17 protein-coding genes are annotated in these 18,638 nt (G+C 69.1%); 10 read left to right on the top strand and 7 right to left on the bottom strand.

The annotated features are described in order from the left end of the window. Positions 1-40: 40 nt before the first annotated feature. Positions 41-1,375, bottom strand: coding sequence for a chromosomal replication initiator protein DnaA (gene dnaA / locus ACYVJH_RS10440; RefSeq protein WP_460454584.1), 1,335 nt, complete (start codon positions 1,373-1,375; stop codon positions 41-43). A 176-nt stretch (positions 1,376-1,551) separates the two neighbouring features. On the opposite strand from dnaA, the gene rpmH reads away from it, so the two are divergent. From rpmH to ACYVJH_RS10415, 5 genes are all read left to right on the top strand, one after another. Next, the gene (gene rpmH / locus ACYVJH_RS10435; protein ID WP_026817103.1) at positions 1,552-1,692 is read left to right on the top strand and encodes a 50S ribosomal protein L34; all 141 of its coding nucleotides are present in this window, start codon (positions 1,552-1,554) and stop codon (positions 1,690-1,692) included. 39 nt (positions 1,693-1,731) lie between these two features. Continuing rightward, a complete protein-coding gene (gene rnpA / locus ACYVJH_RS10430; RefSeq protein ID WP_460454583.1) occupies positions 1,732-2,169 on the top strand; it encodes a ribonuclease P protein component in 438 nt (145 codons plus the stop codon). Between the two features lie 51 nt (positions 2,170-2,220). Then, positions 2,221-3,954, top strand: a complete 1,734-nt coding sequence (gene yidC / locus ACYVJH_RS10425; protein WP_460454582.1) for a membrane protein insertase YidC — start codon at positions 2,221-2,223, stop codon at positions 3,952-3,954. Positions 3,955-4,079: 125 nt separating this feature from the next. Further along, a complete protein-coding gene (mnmE, locus tag ACYVJH_RS10420) occupies positions 4,080-5,414 on the top strand; it encodes a tRNA uridine-5-carboxymethylaminomethyl(34) synthesis GTPase MnmE (protein ID WP_460454581.1) in 1,335 nt (444 codons plus the stop codon). 143 nt (positions 5,415-5,557) lie between these two features. Then, on the top strand, positions 5,558-6,571 hold the full coding sequence (locus tag ACYVJH_RS10415) for an energy transducer TonB (protein WP_460454580.1): 1,014 nt from the start codon (positions 5,558-5,560) through the stop codon (positions 6,569-6,571). Between the two features lie 73 nt (positions 6,572-6,644). On the opposite strand, the gene ACYVJH_RS10410 is transcribed toward ACYVJH_RS10415, so the two are convergent. The 4 genes from ACYVJH_RS10410 to ACYVJH_RS10395 form a co-directional block, all read right to left on the bottom strand. Further along, positions 6,645-7,820: an ABC transporter permease gene (locus ACYVJH_RS10410; RefSeq protein WP_460454579.1), complete on the bottom strand. Its 1,176-nt coding sequence runs from the start codon at positions 7,818-7,820 to the stop codon at positions 6,645-6,647. Next, the gene (locus ACYVJH_RS10405; protein ID WP_460454578.1) at positions 7,817-8,551 is read right to left on the bottom strand and encodes an ABC transporter ATP-binding protein; all 735 of its coding nucleotides are present in this window, start codon (positions 8,549-8,551) and stop codon (positions 7,817-7,819) included. The genes ACYVJH_RS10410 and ACYVJH_RS10405 overlap by 4 nt, the downstream gene beginning before the upstream one ends. Next, the gene (locus tag ACYVJH_RS10400; protein WP_460454577.1) at positions 8,548-10,002 is read right to left on the bottom strand and encodes an alpha/beta fold hydrolase; all 1,455 of its coding nucleotides are present in this window, start codon (positions 10,000-10,002) and stop codon (positions 8,548-8,550) included. Before ACYVJH_RS10400 ends, ACYVJH_RS10405 begins: the two co-directional genes overlap by 4 nt. An 80-nt stretch (positions 10,003-10,082) precedes the next feature. Beyond that, complete coding sequence (locus tag ACYVJH_RS10395) at positions 10,083-10,835, bottom strand: FAD-binding oxidoreductase (RefSeq protein ID WP_460454576.1); 753 nt, start codon at positions 10,833-10,835, stop codon at positions 10,083-10,085. A 118-nt stretch (positions 10,836-10,953) separates the two neighbouring features. On the opposite strand from ACYVJH_RS10395, the gene ACYVJH_RS10390 reads away from it, so the two are divergent. The 3 genes from ACYVJH_RS10390 (at position 10,954) to ACYVJH_RS10380 (ending at position 13,809) form a co-directional block, all read left to right on the top strand. Next, positions 10,954-11,937: an ABC transporter ATP-binding protein gene (locus ACYVJH_RS10390; protein ID WP_460454575.1), complete on the top strand. Its 984-nt coding sequence runs from the start codon at positions 10,954-10,956 to the stop codon at positions 11,935-11,937. Then, positions 11,934-12,704 (top strand): ABC transporter permease, encoded by a 771-nt coding sequence (locus ACYVJH_RS10385; protein ID WP_460454574.1) that lies wholly within the window; start codon positions 11,934-11,936, stop codon positions 12,702-12,704. Before ACYVJH_RS10390 ends, ACYVJH_RS10385 begins: the two co-directional genes overlap by 4 nt. Positions 12,705-12,780: 76 nt before the next feature. Beyond that, positions 12,781-13,809, top strand: coding sequence for a hypothetical protein (locus ACYVJH_RS10380; RefSeq protein ID WP_460454573.1), 1,029 nt, complete (start codon positions 12,781-12,783; stop codon positions 13,807-13,809). A 20-nt stretch (positions 13,810-13,829) separates the two neighbouring features. Here the strand turns inward: ACYVJH_RS10380 and ACYVJH_RS10375 are convergent, their stop codons facing one another. Further along, on the bottom strand, positions 13,830-14,627 hold the full coding sequence (locus tag ACYVJH_RS10375) for a TatD family hydrolase (protein ID WP_460454572.1): 798 nt from the start codon (positions 14,625-14,627) through the stop codon (positions 13,830-13,832). Between the two features lie 94 nt (positions 14,628-14,721). On the opposite strand from ACYVJH_RS10375, the gene hrpB reads away from it, so the two are divergent. Both hrpB and ACYVJH_RS10365 read left to right on the top strand, forming a co-directional pair. After that, on the top strand, positions 14,722-17,214 hold the full coding sequence (gene hrpB / locus ACYVJH_RS10370; protein ID WP_460454571.1) for an ATP-dependent helicase HrpB: 2,493 nt from the start codon (positions 14,722-14,724) through the stop codon (positions 17,212-17,214). Positions 17,215-17,309: 95 nt separating this feature from the next. Next, positions 17,310-17,801 (top strand): hypothetical protein, encoded by a 492-nt coding sequence (locus ACYVJH_RS10365; protein ID WP_460454570.1) that lies wholly within the window; start codon positions 17,310-17,312, stop codon positions 17,799-17,801. Between the two features lie 46 nt (positions 17,802-17,847). On the opposite strand, the gene ACYVJH_RS10360 is transcribed toward ACYVJH_RS10365, so the two are convergent. Then, positions 17,848-18,606 carry a class I SAM-dependent methyltransferase gene (locus ACYVJH_RS10360; protein WP_460454569.1) on the bottom strand — a complete coding sequence of 253 codons (759 nt, stop codon included), beginning with the start codon at positions 18,604-18,606 and terminating at the stop codon, positions 17,848-17,850. Between the last annotated feature and the right edge of the window lie 32 nt (positions 18,607-18,638).

The following is an 18,638-nucleotide window of genomic DNA, read 5'->3' as shown; positions in this document are numbered from 1 at the left end:
CAGTCCGCCCGGGGGTGAGTTCCACGGGCGGCGTTCCACGTTATTCACTGAGTTTGCGCAGCAGCTTTTCCCAGTCCTCGCGAAGCTTGCCGTCGATCTCCCGCAGTTCGCGGATGACCTTGCAGGCGTGCATCACGGTGGTGTGGTCGCGGCCACCGAAAGCATCGCCGATTTCCGGCAGGCTGTGCTCGGTCAGTTCCTTGCTCAGCGACATCGCCATCTGCCGCGGGCGCGCCAGTGAGCGCGTCCGCCGCTTCGACAACAGGTCCGCCATGCGCAGCTGGTAGTAGTCTGCCACGGTCTTCTGGATGTTGCTTATGGACACGGCCTGCTGCTGGGCCCGGAGCAGGTCGCGCAGGGTTTCCTGGGCGAAATCCACCGTGATCGGCCGGGCCATGAAGTTCGACCGGGCCGCCAGGGTGTTCAGCGCGCCCTCGAGGTCCCGCACGTTCGAGCGCATGCGCTTGGCGATCAGGTAGGCCACGTCCTCGGGCAGGCGCAGGGAACGCTCGGCGGCCTTGGCGGTGAGGATGGCGGCCCGGGTTTCGAAGTCGGGCGGCTCGATGGCCACGCTCAGGCCCCAGGTCAGGCGGGTCTTGAGCCGGGTTTCGAGGTTTTCCACTTCGCGCGGATAGCGGTCGCAGGTCAGGATGATCTGCTGCTTGCCGTCGAATAGCGCGTTGAAGGTGTGGAAGAACTCTTCCTGGGTGGTGTTCTTGCCGGCGAAGAACTGGATGTCGTCGATCAGCAGCGCATCCACCTGCTGGAACTGGCGCTTGAACTGGTCCATGGACTTCTCCTGCAGCGACTTCATCATCGCGCTGAAGAATTGTTCCGACCGCAGGTAAAGCACCCGCATGCCCGGGTTGTTGCGGCGCATGAAGTTGCCGGCGGCGTACATCAGGTGGGTCTTGCCCAGGCCCGAGCCCCCGTAAAGCAGCAGCGGGTTGTAGGCCTTGCCCGGGTTCTGCGCCACCTGCAGCGCCGCCGCGCGGCCCAGCTGGTTGCTGCGGCCCTCGACGAAGTTTTCAAAGGTGTAGTGCGCGTCCAGGTTGCCGGTGAATTCCGCGCCCCCGGCAGCGCGGGGCCGCCCCGGCGTCGCCTGGGCGGCGACGGGTGGGCTGGCGACCGCCCGCTGCATCGAGCCCACGGCCAGGGCCACGGCGGCGGGGGCGCCGGCGAAGTGCGCCACCAGCTCGCGGATGCGGGCCAGGTAGTGCTCGCGCACCTGGTCCACCACGAATTCGTTGGGGGCGTAGAGGGTCAGGCCGTCGGCGTGGGTTTCCACCTGCAGCGGACGAAGCCAGGTGTGGACCTCTTCGGCGGGCAGTTCGGCTTCCAGTCGTTCCAGGCAGCGAGGCCAGGCAGCATCCATGTTCAAGCGAAATTCCGGGCGACAGCTCCGCGGACGGCGCTGTGGATAAGTGTTCGGGGCCGTGCAGTCTAGCGCCGCCTCGCCCGGTCCGCCACGCAATCGAGAGTTGACGACCCTGGTGGGAAACCGCTATAGTCCGCGGTCTTTTCCGCCCAAAAACCAACCGGGGTGCCCCAATGGCCACCAAGCGCACGTACCAGCCCAGCAACCTCAAGCGCAAGCGCGACCACGGCTTCCGTGCCCGCATGAAGACTGCCGACGGTCGCAAGATCCTCGCCCGTCGTCGTGCCAAGGGTCGCGCCCGCCTCGCGGTCTGACGCGTCGCCGCCGGCTTCCCGGCGGCCGCCTGACGGGCTGTGAATAAACTCCCGCCCGTCCCGCCGAGCGACTTCCCGCCGAACGCGCGTCTGCGCGTATCCGCCCAGTACCAGGCGGTGTTCAAGGCAGGTCGCCGGCTCTCCAGCCCACAGCTGAGGTTGTTTGCCCACGTCCGGGCCGAGGCCGCCGAGCCCCGGCTCGGCGTCGCCGTGTCCAAGAAAGTGGACAAACGAGCCGTCGGCCGTAACCGCATCAAGCGCATCGCCCGCGACGTCTTCCGCCGCGAACGCCACCGACTGCCCGCTGGCGACTACGTGCTGATCGCCCAGCCCGGGGCGTCCGCGCTGGACAACCCGAGCCTGCGCGAACAGTGGCTGCAGCTGCTGGATAGGGCGCGGTCGTTGAAGCCCACCGCCCCTGCCGGCACAATGCCTGCCTCCCCGGACGCGCGCGAGCGCCCCGCCACCGACTCCTGACAGAGACTTCCCGCCGGCCCCGGCCTTCTGCCCGGCGCCCGCAGCCTGCCCATGAACCAGACCCGTAGTTTCCTGCTGATTGCCTGGCTTGCCGTTGCCTTCCTTCTGTTCCTCGAATGGAACAAGGGTCCGGCCGAGTCCAACCCCGCCGAGTCGTCACCCGTCGCGGCCCTGCCCGAACCTTCGGCGGCGCTGCCGGAAGAAGGTGCGATACCGGACGCGTCGGCCGTGCCGGCCACCGTCGCCCTGCCCGGCGCGCCCGCCGCCGCCGGCACGCCCGCGGCCGCCGGGCCGGCTGCGGCCAGCCCCGGCCTGCTGCGCGTGCGCACCGACGTGCTGGACCTGCGCGTGGACCTGCGCGGCGGCAACCTGGTCGGTGCGGAACTGCTGCAGTACCCGGTGGACAAGGATGAACCCGAGCGCAAGGTGCGCCTGTTCGACAACGATGCCGCGCGTTTCTCGGTCGCGCAGTCCGGCCTGGTCGCCACCGCCGGCAATGCCCCCAACCACGAAGCGCTGTTCCGCCCCGAAGGCGGCCGCACCGACTTCCGCCTCGCCGACGGCCAGGACCGCCTGGAGGTCCCGCTGCTGTGGACCGACCCGAGCACCGGCCTGACGGTGCGCAAGAGCTGGGTGCTCGAGCGCGGCGAATACGCCGTGACCCTGCGCGAGGAAATCCGCAACGACGGCGCCGCCGCCTGGCGTGGTTACGGTTACCAGCAGCTGCAGCGCGTGCCGCCCGTGGCCCAGTCCAAGGGCCTGGCCCTGACCAATCCCGAGGCCTACAGCTTCACTGGCGGCGCCTGGTACAGCCCGTCGGAAAAGTTCGAGAAGCGCAAGTACGACGACTTCGCCGAGGACGGCCCGCTCAACCTCGACGTCACCGGCGGCTGGATCGCCCTGCTGCAGCACCACTTCCTTGTGGCCTGGGTGCCGGCCGAGGCCGAGCCGCAGCGCTTTTCGCTGGCGACCCTGGGCAACGGCCAGCCGCGTTACCTGGTGCGCAGTGTCGGTGCGCCCTTCGAGGTCGCCCCGGGCACCGCCACCACGCGCGAAGCCACGCTGTGGGTGGGCCCGAAGCTCCAGGAGCAGATGCAGGACGTGGCGCCGGGACTGAAGCTGACCCTGGACTACGGCATCTTCACCTTCCTCGCCCAGCCGATGTTCGACTACGTGCTCGAGCCCCTGCATGACCTGACCGCCAACTGGGGCTGGGCGATCATCCTGACGGTGCTGATCATCAAGCTGGTGCTTTACCCGCTGTCGGCCAAGCAGTACCAGAGCTTCGCCAAGATGCGTGCGATCCAGCCGCGCATCGAGTCGCTCAAGGAACGTTACGGCGACGACAAGCAGAAGTTCCAGATGGCGATGATGGAGCTGTACAAGAAGGAGAAGATCAACCCGATCGGCGGCTGCCTGCCGATCCTGGTGACCATCCCCGTCTTCATCGCGCTGTACTGGATGTTGCTCGAGTCGGTGGAGATGCGGCAGGCGCCGTGGCTGGGCTGGATCCAGAACCTGACCGCGCCCGACCCGTATTTCATCCTGCCGGCGATCAACCTGGTGGTGCTGTACCTCACCCAGAAGATGACGCCGACCCCGGGCATGGACCCGATGCAGAAGAAGATGATGACGGCGATGCCGCTGATCTTCGGCGTGATGATGGCCTTCTTCCCCTCGGGCCTGGTGCTGTACTGGTGCACCAACGGCATCCTGGGCCTGGCCCAGCAGTGGGTCATCACCAAGCGCCACGGCACCAAGCCCGCGCCGGCGACCACTGGCTAGTACGCGCGCCACGACGGATCCTGTCCCCCGGGGGCGGCCATGCTGGCCGCCCCCGTTCGTTTCCATGGCCCGCTTCCGCGCCCGTCCGTGTTCATCGGCTTTCATCCGTGGCTAAATCGCCTTCCATGACCAGTCAACGCGAAACAATTGCGGCGATTGCGACGGCGGCCGGTGCGGCCGGTGTCGGCATCGTGCGGCTGAGCGGACCGGGCAGTCGCGCCATCGGCGCGACCCTGCTGGGTCGGCCGCCCGCGCCGAGGCACGCGCATTACCTGCGCTTCCGCGACGCCGATGGCGAGGTCATCGATGACGGCCTGTTGCTGTTCTTCCCGGGACCCCAGTCCTATACCGGCGAAGACGTGCTGGAACTGCAGGGCCACGGCAGCCCGCTGCTGCTGGCGCGGCTGCTTCGCCGCTGCCTGGGCCTGGGTGCCCGCCACGCGCGGCCCGGCGAGTTCACCGAGCGCGCCTTCCTCGAGGGCCGGCTCGACCTGGCCCAGGCCGAAGCCGTGGCCGACCTGGTCAGCGCCGGCAGCGAAGCCGCGCTGCGCGCCGCCCGCCGCTCACTCGACGGCGAATTCTCGCGGCGGGTTGATGCGGTGGTCGAGGGCCTGGTGGCGCTGCGTGTATGGATCGAGGCCGCCCTGGATTTTCCCGAAGAGGAAGTGGATTTCCTGGCGGCGCCGGAACTGCAGCAACGCCTGCGTGGCGTCGCCGGCGACCTCGACCGACTGCGCGCCGATGCCGGCCGCGGCAAGCGCCTGCTCGACGGCCTGCACGTGGTGATCGCCGGCGCGCCCAACGCCGGCAAGTCGTCCCTGCTCAACGCCCTGGCCGGCGAAGAGCGCGCCATCGTCACCGACATCGCCGGCACCACCCGGGACCTGCTTCGCGAACGGATCCTGCTGGATGGCATCGAGCTGACCCTGGTGGACACCGCGGGCCTGCGGGACGCGCCCGAGCAGATCGAACGCGAGGGCATCCGGCGCGCCCGTGCCGAACTCGAACGCGCCGACCTGGTCCTGGCCGTGCTCGACGACCAGGCACCCGCCACGGCGCGCCTGGACCTGCCCGCCGGCGTGCCCGTGTTGTGGCTGCACAACAAGGCCGACCTGAGCGGCGCGAAGGTGCACGGCGAACGCCACGACGACGGCGAACACCTCTGGCTGTCCGCCCGCACCGGCGACGGCCTCGATGACCTGCGCCGACGCCTGCGCGTCGCGGCCGGGCAGGGCGAGGGCAGCGAAGGCGCCTTCAGCGCGCGGGCCCGCCACCTCGAAGCCATGGACCGGGCCGCCGTCCTGCTGGCCCAGGCCGCGAAACAGCTCCATCACGGAGCCGGCGAGCTGGCGGCGGAAGAAATGCGCCGGGCCCAGGACGCCCTCGGCGAAATCACCGGCCGAATTGACGCAGACGCCCTGCTGGGGCGGATCTTCGCGGACTTCTGCATAGGCAAGTAGGGCCCGGCCGTCGGCCCGGCTGGGCCAAACCGTGAGCCGGATCGCAGCCCATAACGATTTCGCCTTGACAAACCGGCCAAACTCTTATGTGCTGAACGTCATGGTTTGTTAACTTTTCAGGGGAAAACCTAATGACCGCGTCTATGCCCGCCTCCTCCCGTGCCTTGAGCTGGGCCATCGCCCTTGCCCTGGGCCTCAGCCTTGCCGCCTGCTCCAAGGACGAGGCGGAACCGGACGCGGCTGCGGGCAAGCCCCCGGCCGCCGCCCAGCCCGCCGGACCCAGCGCCGAGGAACTCGCGGCCATGGAAGCCCAGGAGGCCGCCGAAGCCGCGCTCGCCAACCTGAGCGTCGATGAGCTGCGCAGCCGGGGTTCCCAGGCCCTGCGCGAGCAGCGGCTCTACGCGCCCGCTGGCGACAACGCCATGGAGTACTACCTGACCCTGCGCGAGAAGAGCGAAAAGCCGGACGCGTCTGCAGAAAGTGCCCTCATCGACCTGATGCCCTACGCCATCATCGCCGCCGAACAGGCCATCGGCCGCGAGGACTTCGTCGAAGCCGAACGCCTGCGCGCCCTGGTCGAACGCACCGACGCCCAGACGCCGGCCCTGCCGCGCATCAAGGACTCCATCGCCAAGGGACGCGCCGGCGTGGTCGAACGTGCGGAACAGGAAGCCGAGCGCGCCGCCCAGCGGGAACGCGATGCCGAACTGGCCGCCCAGCGTGCCGCCGACCAGGCCGCTGCCGCCGCCGCGGCTGCCGCCGCCGCGGCGCAGGCGGAGCCGGCCCAGCCGGCCGCCCCGGCCCCGACCCAGCCTGCGCAGCCGGCCACCCCGGCCCCGACCCAGCCGGCCACGCCTACGCCGGCACCGGCACCGACGCAACCGGCGCGCCCCGACCTGGCCAGCAGCAGCAACCCGGTGGCCGTACGTGCGCCACAGCCTTCCTACCCGCGTGCGGCCTACCGCAGCGGCGTGTCCGGCGAAGTCACCGTGGAGATTTCCATCGCCGCCAGCGGCGAGGTGACCAACGTCAGCGTCACGCGCTCGCAGCCGCGTGGCACCTTCGACCGCGAAGTGCTCAACACCGTGCGCGACTGGCGCTTCGAGCCGATGGACGGCCCGGCCACCATCACCCGCACCTTCACCTTCCGCCCGTAAACCCCGCGGAAGCTGGAAACAAGAAAGGCCCGGCATTCGCCGGGCCTTTTATTTTTCCTGCAAGCGGGCTGGCTCAGGCAGACACCGCCAGCTGTTCACGGTGGTATATCCGCACCGCCAGCCAGACCACCAGGACAGCCAGGCCCAGCGTGCAGCCGAAGCTGAGCGCGAAATCCAGCAGTGACACGGTTTCGCCGCGCGCCAGCGCCATGATCAGCAGGTTCTGCGAGAGCAGTGGCGTGGCCGACATCCACAGCTCGCCCTTCATCGGCGACACCATCAGCAGCACCGAGGGGATCATCGGCAGCAGCATCAGCAGCGACAGGTAGGTCTGGGCCTCGCGATAGCTCTTGGCGTACGCCGCGACGACGGTCTGCAGTGCGGCGAAAACCAGGGCCAGCGGCACCATCAGCAGGCCGGCGCGAAGGATCAGGCTGGCGCCGAACTCGACCTTCATGCCCAGTTTGTCGAGCGGGATGAACTGGAACGCCACGGCGAAAGCCACCAGGCTGAGCATCATCGACACCATCGCGAAACCGAAGGTGGCGCCCAGCTTGCCCAGCACGATCTGCGCACGCGAGGCCGGGCTGGCCAGCAAGGGTTCGAGCGACTGACGCTCGCGTTCGCCGGCCGTGGTGTCGATCGCCAGGTACATGCCGCCCAGGAACGCACCCAGCACAAGCAGGTAAGGCAGGAAGCTCATCAACTGGCCGGCGCGCTGCTGGGTGCTGGCCAGGTCGCGCTGGGCCACCACCACCGGCGACAGGACCGCCGGGTGCAGGCCGCGGGCGCTGACCCGCAGCGCCGATTGTTGCCTGGCGTAGGCGTCGAGGAGTGCCGACAGCCGTGACACTGGCGCCCTGGCATCGCGGTCGGAGCTATCGTGCAGCACCACCACCTGCGCGGTTTCGCCGGCGCGCCAGCGTTCCGGGTAGTCGGCCGGGATCAGCAGCACCGCACGGGCGTCGCGGGCGCGCACCGCCGCTTCGGAATCATCGGGCGCCGGTTGGATTTCCACGCCCTGCTGCCTCAGCCAGCCAACCAGGTTGGGCGCGTGTTCGGCGCCGACCACGGGCACTGCCATCGGCTTTTCGGCGTTGGAGAGTTCGCGCGTGATCATGAAGCTCATCATCATCACGAAGAAGATCGGGCCCAGCAGCGGCCCCATCACCAGGGCGTTGAAGACCGTCTTGCGGTCGCGCAGGTTCTCGGTGACTTCCTTCAGGAAAACAGTAGTCGCGGCGCTCATGCCATCAGTCCTTCTTCGGTGCCGATCGCCTTGACGAAGGCGTCTTCAAGATTGCTCTCGCCGGTTTGGGCGCGCAGTTCGTCCGCCGTGCCTTCGGCCACGACGCGACCGTGGGCGATGATGACGATGCGGTCACACAGCGCCGCCACCTCCTGCATGATGTGGCTCGAGAAAAGCACGCACCGGCCCTCGTCGCGCAGCTGGTGGAGGAATCGGCGCATGGCCCGCGTGGCCATCACGTCCAGGCCATTGGTGGGCTCGTCCAGGATCACGTTGCGTGGGTCGTGCACCAGCGCGCGGGCGATCGCGGTCTTCACCCGCTGGCCCTGGGAAAAACCTTCGGTGCGCCGGTCGATGATGTCGCCCATGTCCAGCGCCTCCACCAGGGTCTGCGTGCGTGCGGCGATGGTGGCGTCGTCGATGCCGTGCAGGCGGCCGAAGTAGCGGATGTTCTCGCGGCTGCTGAGGCGCTTGTACAGACCGCGCGAATCGGGAAGCACGCCCAGCCGGCGGCGCACCGCCTCGGGATCCTTGGCGGCATCGACGCCGTCCACCAGGACCTGGCCACGGTCGGGCCGCAGCAGGGTGTAGAGCATGCGCAGGGAGGTGGTCTTGCCGGCGCCGTTGGGCCCCAGCAGGCCGGTGATCTGGCCGTCGTTGGCGCGGAAGCTGACGCCGTCCACGGCTTGGACCTTGCCAAAGGCCTTGTGCAGGTCGAGGACCTCGATCATGGCGCGGCTCCGTTGTAATCCAGGAAGAAGGGTGAGGCGTCGAGCACGTCGAGGCACGCCGTATCGAGGCCGGCCGGATCGAGCGAATCGACGAATTCGGCCGCCAGGCGCGGCGTGCAGCCGCGCGAAAGCAGGATGTGGCCCTGGCCCTTGCCGACCAGGTGGCGGGAACGCGGCAGCGATTTCGCCACCTCGTCGGCGTAGCCCGGAGGCGTCACCGGGTCGAGCTCACCCGACATCAACAGCGTCGGCACCTCGCTGGCCAAGGGTTCGCGGAAGTTCTCCGACACCGGGCCGCTTGGCCAGACACTGCACTGGTTGAGCGTGACGCCGACGATGGCGTTGCCCAGGATCAGTTCGGCGTCTTCGCTGCGTTCGGCCAGGCGCGGCGCATCCTCGGCGCAGATCACCGACAGCTGCATGCCGTGGTTGATCTGCCCCGTCAGCTCGTCGTAGATCAGCGCCGCCTGGGCCAGGAGCGGCTGCGGCCGGCCCTTGTGCGCTTCGTCGAGAAGCAGCGGGAGCAGGGCGGCGGTTTCCGGGGCGTAGGCGAACAGGCGGGCGATAACCGCCACCGCCGATTCGTCGAGGCGAAGCTCGCGGGTGATGAAGGTGCGCGGGTCCGGCACCGGCACCGTCGACGGGTTCGCACGGGCGCGGTCGCGCAGGGCATACAGCGTGCGATACGGATCACCAAACGCGTCGCGGCAGGCGGGTTCGCCGGCGCAGCGTCCGAGGATGGCCTTGAGCGAAGCTTCCAGGTTGATGCTGTGTTCGCTGCCCAGGGCCAGTCCGGGCGGCACCACGCCGTCGAGCAGCAGGCTGCGTACGCCGTCGGGATACTGGCGCGCGTATTCCTGGGCAACGCGGGTGCCGTAGGAGCCGCCGTACACGTTCAGCGCCGGCGCGCCCAGGGCCTGGCGCAGCGCCTCGATGTCGGTCACCGCCACCGACGTGGTGTATTGCGCAACGTCTGCATCGAAGGACGCGAGGCAATCGAGGGCCATCTCCACCTGCTTTTCGTCCGATCCGGCGATCTCGGCCATCTCCTCCGGGAAATCGCAGGCCAGCCGATGCCCTTCGCCGGTGCCGCGCTGGTCGATGAACACGACGTGCCGCTTCTCGCGCAGGCGGGCGAATCCCCCGGCGGCGGAAGGAAAGGTCTCGGTGGCCGACTGCCCGGGCCCGCCGGCGATGAACAGCACCATGTCGGAGGCGGGTTCGGACGAGCGCGCCGGGGCCAGGCCGACCTTCAGCACCAGCTTGCGGCCGTCGGGGGCGTCGGGGTTTTCGGGCACTTCAAGGGTGGCGCACTCGAACCGGCTGGTGGCGCCGGTACCCGGCTGGGCCAGGTCGCAGTCGGTGAATTCAAGCTGGCCGATCCTGCGGGCTTCCGCCTGGGGCGGTACCAGCAGCGCCACAAGCGCCAGCGTAAAGAGCGAGGATTTCATGGACTCTCCCATCCGGGCCAAAAGCGGCCCACAGGATGACAGACGTCCCGGGACGCCGAAACGTGACGCGGGAACCGGCCTTATTTGCTGCTGACGTATTTTTCGCGGCGGATATGCGGAACCGGCAGGCCGGCGGCCTTCAGGGTCTCGAAACAGGCGTCGACCATGTTCGGGTTGCCGCACAGGTAGGCGATGTCGCCCTCGGCCGAAGGCGCGAAGTCGGCCAGGGCATCCTGCACGTAGCCGCGCCGGTCGTCCGGGGCGGCATCGGCGGGCAGCTCGCGACTGAAGCAGGGCACGAAACGGAATCCCGGGTTGGCGGCGGCGAAAGCGCGGAAGTCTTCGCCATAAAGCAGTTCCTGCGGCGTACGGCAGCCGAACAGCAGCACGACCTCGATGCCGCGTTCGCGGATGAGCTCGGCCAGCCGCGGCAGCATGGCGCGATAGGGCGTGACGCCGGTGCCGGTACCGATAAGCAGGTAGCGGCGGTTGCTGTCGCCGGGCATCAGGCAGAAGCGGCCGTAGGGGCCGGAAGCCTGGATCTGCTGGCCTTCGTCGAGCGCCTCGAACAGCGCCGTGGCGGCGCCGCCGGCGACGTAGCTGACCGCGATCTCCACCGCTTCGCCCGGGCCCAGGGCGTGGTCGTGCATGGTCGCCAGGGAATAGCTGCGTTTGGTCGGCGTGCCGTCGGCGTAGTTGAAATGCACCTGGATGAACTGGCCGGGGATGAAATCGAGCGGCTGGCCGTCGTCACGGGCAAATTCGAGGTGGCGCACGCTGGGGGCGAGCATGCGGCTGCCGACCACGCGAAGCGGGAAATGCACGATGGCCAATACGGACTCCGGGAATGGGAAACAGTGTGCCGCCGGGGCCCGGGGGGCCAAGGCGGCAAGGCGCCTATAATAAGGCCCCATAGCCCACCGGCGCAGCGCCGGCCGGCCCAGGAGCCCCATGCAGAAGCAACCCGCGCTGGAGATCAGGGATCTCCGCAAGACCTATGACAATGGCGTCGAAGCCCTCAAGGGCGTGTCAATGCGCGTCGAGGAAGGCGATTTCTACGCCCTGCTCGGCCCCAATGGCGCCGGAAAGTCCACCCTTATCGGCATCGTCAGCTCGCTCGTGAACAAGAGCGCGGGTGAAGTCCGCGTGTTCGGCGTCGACCTCCACGCCGACCGGTCGCAGGCCATGCGCCTGGTCGGGCTGGTGCCGCAGGAGATCAACTTCAACATGTTCGAGCAGCCGCTCGACATCCTGGTCAACTACGCCGGGTTCTATGGCATCCCGCGCGACGAGGCCCTGGTTCGCGCCGAGGAAGAGCTCAGGAAGGCACAGCTGTGGGACAAGGCGCGCAAGATGTCGCGCACGCTGTCGGGCGGCATGAAGCGCCGCCTGATGATCGCGCGCGCCATGATGACGCGGCCGAAGCTGCTGATCCTCGACGAACCCACCGCCGGCGTCGATATCGAGATCCGCCGCGGCATGTGGAAGACGCTCAAGGAGGTCAACGCCGCCGGCACCACGGTCATCCTCACCACGCACTACCTCGAGGAAGCCGAAAGCCTGTGCCGCAACCTGGCGATCATCGACCACGGCCGCATCATCGAGGAAGGCCCGATGAAGACGCTGCTGGCCAAACTCGACGTCGAAGGTTTCCTCATCGACGTGATGGGTGCGCTGCCGGCCTCGCTGCCGCACATCGAACGGGCCACCCTGCTGGCCGAAGACGACCACACGATCGACCTGGAGATGCCGCGCGACATGGACCTCAACCGCGTGTTCGCCGCGCTGGACGGCGCCGGCATCCGGGTCCGCTCGATGCGCACCAAGTCCAACCGGCTCGAGGAACTGTTCGTGCGCCTGACCGGCAACCCGGAGCTGCCGGACGCGGACGCCCCGATGCCGCCGCTGCAGGCTGCGCAGGAGCGGCGGCCATGAGCAACCCGAACCTGGTGGCGCTGTTCACCATCGCCCGCCGCGAAGTCGCGCGCATCCTGCGCATCTGGGGCCAGACCCTGGTGCCGCCGGCGATCACGATGACGCTGTATTTCCTGATCTTCGGCAACCTGATCGGCTCGCGCATCGGGACGATGGACGGCATCAGCTACATGGACTTCATCGTGCCGGGCCTGGTGATGATGTCGATCATCCAGAACGCCTACGGCAACATCAGCTCGAGCTTCTTCGGCGCCAAGTTCGGCCGCCACGTCGAGGAACTGCTGGTCAGCCCGATGCCCAACTGGGTGATCCTCGGCGGTTACGTCGCCGGCGGCGTGCTGCGCGGGCTCATGGTCGGGGCGATCGTGCTGTGCATCGCGATGCTGTTCACCACGGTGCGCATCCCGCATCCGCTGGTGACGCTGGCGACGGTCGTGCTGGGTGCGGTGATCTTTTCCCTGGCGGGTTTCGTCAACGCCGTGTACGCCAAGAAGTTCGATGACGTGGCCATCGTGCCGACCTTCATCCTGACCCCGCTGACCTACCTGGGCGGCGTGTTCTATTCGGTGAAGCTGCTGCCGGCCTGGGCCGAGACGGCCACCCACCTCAACCCGATCTTCTACATGGTCAATGCCTTCCGCTATGGCCTGCTGGGCCAGTCGGACGTGTCCATGGCCGTGGCCTTCGCGCTGATGCTGGCCTTCGTGTTCGGCCTGGGTACGCTGGCCCTGTGGTTGCTCAAGCGCGGGGTCGGGCTGCGCACCTGACATCGGCTAGTGGCACGGCGGGCCTTCGGTTAGCGTATTGCTTGGAGTCCCCCGGAAACCACCGCAGGAGTTCCCCATGCGCTTTCGTCGCTGCTTCTTCCCGATGCGTTCAAGGGTCGCGGCCGCTGCCCACCCACGCAAGGGGTGGCTGGGCCTCTCACTGGCCGCAGCCCTGGTCCTTGCCAGTGCGCCGCCTGTCGCAGAGGGCGCGGATTTCAGCGCCAACAGCCGCTTTCCGGCCAACCCCGAAAGCGAGCTGGGCCTGTACCGATTCGACCTGCGCATCCGCCAGCGCATCGATTCATCCGAGGGCATCGGCACGATCAGCTACTACGTGAACTCGGCCGACAACAGCATGATGATCCCGGCATCGGGCCTGGGCGCGTGGTGGCCGGGCGGCGAGTTCGCACAGGGCCGGCTGGAGTTCGTCATCCGGCAGGCGGACGGCGACTTCATGGCCTGTGGCCAACACCAGGACCTGGGGCCTGCCTGCCTGCTGCTGGGCGAAAACCTCGGCGCGGCCTTCGGATGGCTGCGTGACATGGGCTGGCACCGGGAATTCCTGGCGTCGATCGCCAGCACCCCGCAGACCCTGGGCGAAGGCCCCGGCGGTGGTGCCCAGGGCCTGCGTGGCCGCGGCCAGGACGCCAACCTGCAGATGTGGTTCGACCGCGGCACCAGCACGGTGGCTACCCAGATGCCTTTCCTGGGCCTGGGCGTGGGCGTGATGAAGGACTTCCGCGTGCGCAGCAACCGCACCGTCAAGCGCCTGCGCGTGGAGGGCATGGACGCGGACGGCGGCGACCTGGTGATGGATCTCGTCGATCTGGTTCCCGCCCGCGCCAGCCAGGACACCTCGCTGTACCGCTTCGTCACGGCCTTCACCGCCCAGGGCGTGGATGAAGCCGTGCAGATCGGCCAGCAGGGGCTGTCGCTGCAGGCGCAGGCTCGCGGTATCCAGGAGGCGCTGGACGCCTGTCCGAAAGGCCCGGACGGCCGGGTCTGCCGCGAACGCGAGCGTGCCCGCATGAAGGCCCTGGAAGACCAGTTCCGCCAGCAGGCGCTCGATTACGGTCGTCGCCACGGCCTGCCGGTCGACGACTGAAGCGCATCGCCGCGCGGGGCTCAGGCGGGGTCGGGCAGGCCGAAGAACGTCGCGGCGGCGGCCGTGGTCGCCGCCGCCGTCGTGGCCAGGTCCTCGCCGCGATCGCGCGCCAGCTCCTCGACGATGTGCGCCAGGTACATGGGCTCGTTGCGGCGATGGCTCGGCATCGGCCGGACGGTGCGCGGCAACAGGTAGGGAGCGTCGGTTTCCACCATCAGGCGCCGGGCCGGGATGTCCTTGACGAACTCGCGCAGGTGGCGGCCGCGGCGTTCGTCGCACAGCCAGCCGGTGATGCCGACGTACCAGTCCTGGTCGAGACAGTCGAAACATTCCTCGCGCGTGCCGGTGAAACAGTGCACGACGACCGGGCCGAGCTTGCCTTCGAAGCCCTTCATGATGGCCATCAAGTCGTCTTGGGCGTCCCGCTGGTGCAGGAACAGCGGCAGGCCGGTTTCGGCGGCCAGCTCCAGCTGGCGTTCGAAAGCCAGCCGCTGCGCCGGGCGCGGCGAAAAATCGCGGTGGTAGTCGAGCCCACACTCGCCGGCGGCGACGATCTCAGGCGCGGCCTGCAGTGCACGCAGCTCGGCGATGGCCTCGGCCGTGCATTCAACGGCGTGGTGCGGGTGGATGCCCGCCGTGGCCCACAGCAGGCCGGGGTGCGCGCGCGCCAGCTCCAGCGCCCGCACCGAGCCGGCCCGGCTGGCACCGGTGACCACCATCCTGTGTACGCCGGCGGCGCGGGCACGCGCCAGGACAGCGTCGAGATCGTGGTCGAAACTTTCGTGGCCCAGGTTGGCGCCGATGTCGATCAGGTCCATAGGATCGGGTCAGGGAACGTGTCTGTCCAAAGCGCGCCATTGAAACATAAATGGTCCCTGACCCCGTTCGGGCCGGGCGGCTACACTGCGCGCCGTGGCCGGGCCTGACTTCCCCATTTCCGAACTGTTGCCGGAGCTGCTGAGCAGCCTCGCCGGGCATCCGCGCCTGGTGCTCGAGGCGCCGCCCGGCGCCGGCAAGACCACCCAGGTGCCGCTGGCGCTGCTCGACGCGCCCTGGCGTGGCGACGGCCGCATCCTGATGCTCGAACCGCGACGCGTGGCTGCCCGCGCCGCCGCCGGCTTCATGGCCCGCCAACGTGGCGAAGCGCCGGGCGAGACGGTGGGCTACCGCATCCGCTTCGAATCGAAGGTCTCCGCGCGCACCCGCATCGAAGTGGTCACCGAAGGCATCCTGACCCGGATGGTGCAGGACGATCCGACCCTGGAAGGCGTGGCGACGATCATCTTCGACGAGTTCCACGAACGCCATCTCGCCGGCGACCTGGGCCTGGCCCTGGCCCTGGACGTGCAGTCCCAGCTGCGCCCCGACCTGCGCATCGTCGTCATGTCGGCCACGCTCGACGGTGAGGCGCTGGCGCGTTTCCTCGACGCCCCGCGGCTGACCAGCGCCGGCCGCAGTTTCCCGGTGACGGTGGCGCACTTCCCCGCGCGCCGCGAAGAAAGCACGACGGCGCAGCTGCGGCGCTGCGTTGCCGAAGCCCTGGAAAAACATCCCGGCGACCTGCTGGTGTTCCTGCCGGGGCAGCGGGAAATCGCGCAGGCGCTGGCGGCGCTCGGCGCAGAAGCGGCAATCGCCGGTGACATCCAGGTGCTGCCCTTGCACGGCGACCTGTCGGTGGACCAGCAGTCCGCGGCGCTAAGCCCCGACCCGCAGGGGCGCCGCCGGATCGTGCTGGCCACCAACGTCGCCGAAAGTTCGGTGACCCTGCCCGGCGTGCGCGTGGTGATCGACCTGGGCCAGGCGCGCGAGCCACGCTACGACCCCAACTCGGGGTTTTCCCGGCTCGAAACCGTGGCGATTTCCCAGGCCTCGGCCGACCAGCGCGCCGGTCGCGCCGGCCGCGTTGCCGAAGGCTGGGCCTACCGCCTGTGGCCGCAGTCGCAGCGCCTGGAACCGATGCGTACGGCGGAGATCGCCCAGGTCGAACTCGCCGGCCTGGCGCTGGAGCTGGCGGCCTGGGGCAGCGACGCGCTGCGCTTCCCCGACCCGCCGCCGTCCGGCGCGATGGCCGCCGCGCGTGAACTGCTGCAGCGGCTGGGCGCGCTCGACGCCGACGCGCGCATCACCGACTTCGGCCGCCGGCTGCTGGCGCTGGGCACCCACCCGCGCCTGGCCGCGATGCTGCACGCCCCGACCGTGCCCGAAGACACCGCCCTGGCCTGCGACCTCGCCGCCCTGGTCGAAGCCCGCGACCCGCTGCGCGAACGCAGCGACGCCCTGGCGGCACGCTGGCAGGCGCTGGCCGCGTTCCGGGCCGGTCGCGCGCCGGGGCAGGCCAACCGTGGCGCCCTGGCCGCCATCGACGCCGCCGCCCGGCAGTGGCGCCGACGTCTTCGCTGCGAGGCAGCGCCGCCCGCGGACGCGCCGGCACACCGCCTGGGCGACCTGCTGGCACACGCTTTCCCCGACCGCATCGCGCGCCAGCATCCCGCCGACCCGCGCCGCTACCAGCTGGCCAATGGCCGCATGGCACGCCTGTTCGACGACAGCGCGGTGTTCGGCGAACCCTGGCTGGTCGCCAGCGAATTGCGCTTCGAATCGCGCGATTCGCTGGTGCTGCGCGCCGCGCCGGTGGACGAGGCGAGGCTGCAACGCGACTTCCCCGAGCGGTTTTTCGAAGGCGACGTGGTGCGCTGGGACGCCGATGCGCGCGCCCTGGTCAGCCGCCGCGAGCGCCGCTTCGACCGCATCACGCTCGAATCCAAACCGGCCGGCCGGCCCGACCCGGCGCTGGCCGCACAGGCCCTGACCGACGCCGTCGGCGAACTGGGCCTGGACGCGCTGCCCTGGACCGACGCCCTGAGGCAGTGGCGCGAACGCGTGCGCTGCCTGCGCGAATGGCTGCCCGAGCTGGGCCTGCCCGACCTGTCGGACGAGGCGCTGCTGGCCTCCCGAGAGCAGTGGCTGTTGCCGGCCTTCACCGGCAAGACCCGGCTGGACGCACTCGACGAGCAATCCCTGGGCGAAGCCCTCAAGTCCGGCCTGGACTGGTCGCTTCGCCAGCGCATCGATACGTTGGCGCCGCGGCGGATCTGCGTGCCTTCGGGCCAGGATCGCCCGGTGACCTATGCCCTGGGCAGCGCGCCGGTGCTGGCGGTGAAACTGCAGGAACTGTTCGGCCTGGCCGACACACCGAGGGTGGCCGACGGCCGCGTGCCGGTGCTGCTGCACCTGCTCTCGCCGGGCGGCAAACCCCTGCAGGTCACCCAGGACCTGCGCAGCTTCTGGCACAACACCTACCCGGAAGTGCGCAAGGAAATGAAGGGCCGCTATCCACGCCATCCCTGGCCGGATGACCCCTGGACCGCCACGGCCACCCACCGCGCCAAGCCGCGTGGCACCTAGACGGCCGGGCGTCCTGCTGCGCTGCGTTCATGTCTTTCGGGTTAGGCTGTATCGGCAAGTCCCTCGCACCACCCAATGATTTCCGGAGACCCGACATGAGCAAGACGAACAAGATCGTTTCGACCGCCATGGCCAAGCTGGGTGATGCCGGCGCCAAGGCGAAAAAATCCTGGAACAAGGCCGACCTGGCCAAGAAGGCTGGCGCGCTGGTCAGCGCCGGTGCCGGCGCCGCCGCCGTCAAGCGTGGCTCCAGCGCCGCGATCAAGGCCGTGCGCAAGCACCCGGTCGGCACCGCCGTCGGCGCCGCCGCACTGGCTGCCGTGGGCGCCGCCGTTTACGCGGTGAACAAGCGCAAGAAGGCCGCCGCAGCCGGTGCCACTGCCAAGAAGTCCACCCAGGTGGCCGCCAAGAAAGCCACGGCGAAAAAGGCTGCTGCCAAGAAGGCGCCCGCGAAGAAGGCGCCCGCGAAGAAGGCCACCGGCAAGTCGACGGCGCGCAAGTCCGCCGCCAAGAAGGCGCCGGCCAAGAAGGCTTCGACCCGCAAGACCGCTGCCCGCAAGTCGGCGGCGAAGAAGTCCGCGCGCTGAGAAGCAGCGACATCGTGCCGGGTCCGATGGGCCCGGCACGATGCCGTCAGTCCGCCGGCGGCGACCGTCCCGCGCGGATGCTCAACGGCCAGTCCACTTCGCGCGTGGCGTCCGGGTCACCCCAGGCTTCGGCAAACTTCGTTGCCAGCTCGGTCACCGCGTCGCGGCCGGTTTCGGCCAGGTAACGCTGGCTGGCTGACCAACTGCGCAAATAGGCCAGGTACTGGGCCAGCGTCCAGGCCTGGGTCATTTCCAGGCGTGGTATTTCGCCCAGGGCCTCGAACTGGAACGGCAGGTGCCGGTAGCCGTCTTCGACATGGCGGCGTTCGGGCGGCCAGTAGGGTCCCAGCCGGTCTTCGTAGAGTTCGTGGAAAACCGCATCGACGTCGCGGCTTACCCGCGACCTGCCGTAACACCACACGGCGCAGAGGCCGTCGGGTTTGAGCACCCGCAGGGCTTCATGGCAGAAACGTTCCTGGTCGAACCAGTGGTAACACTGCGCCGCAGTGACCAGGTCGACGGTGTCGGTGCGCAGCGTGCAGTGTTCGGCGGTCTCGACGCGCCAGGTCACGCGCGGGTGTTCGGGCGCGCTGTCTATCTGCGCCTGGCTGGCGTCGCTGGCGTGGATGCGGTTGAACCAGTGCGCCAGCGCCAGGCTGGCCTGGCCGTTGCCGCAGCCCACGTCCCACACCAGGTCGTGGTGCCGGCACTGGTCGGCCAGCCACTGGAAGAGCGCATGCGGGTAAGTGGGGCGCGCCGCGGCATAGTCGGCCGCGTGTCCCGAGAAATGGTCCTTGAAATCCACGCACCCTCCCGCCGGAAGTGGAGCCTGGCCCC

The sequence above is a fragment of the Arenimonas aestuarii genome (genome assembly GCF_054781715.1).
The sequence above is the reverse complement of the archived record's forward strand: the minus strand, read 5'-3'. Positions and strand labels throughout refer to the sequence as shown.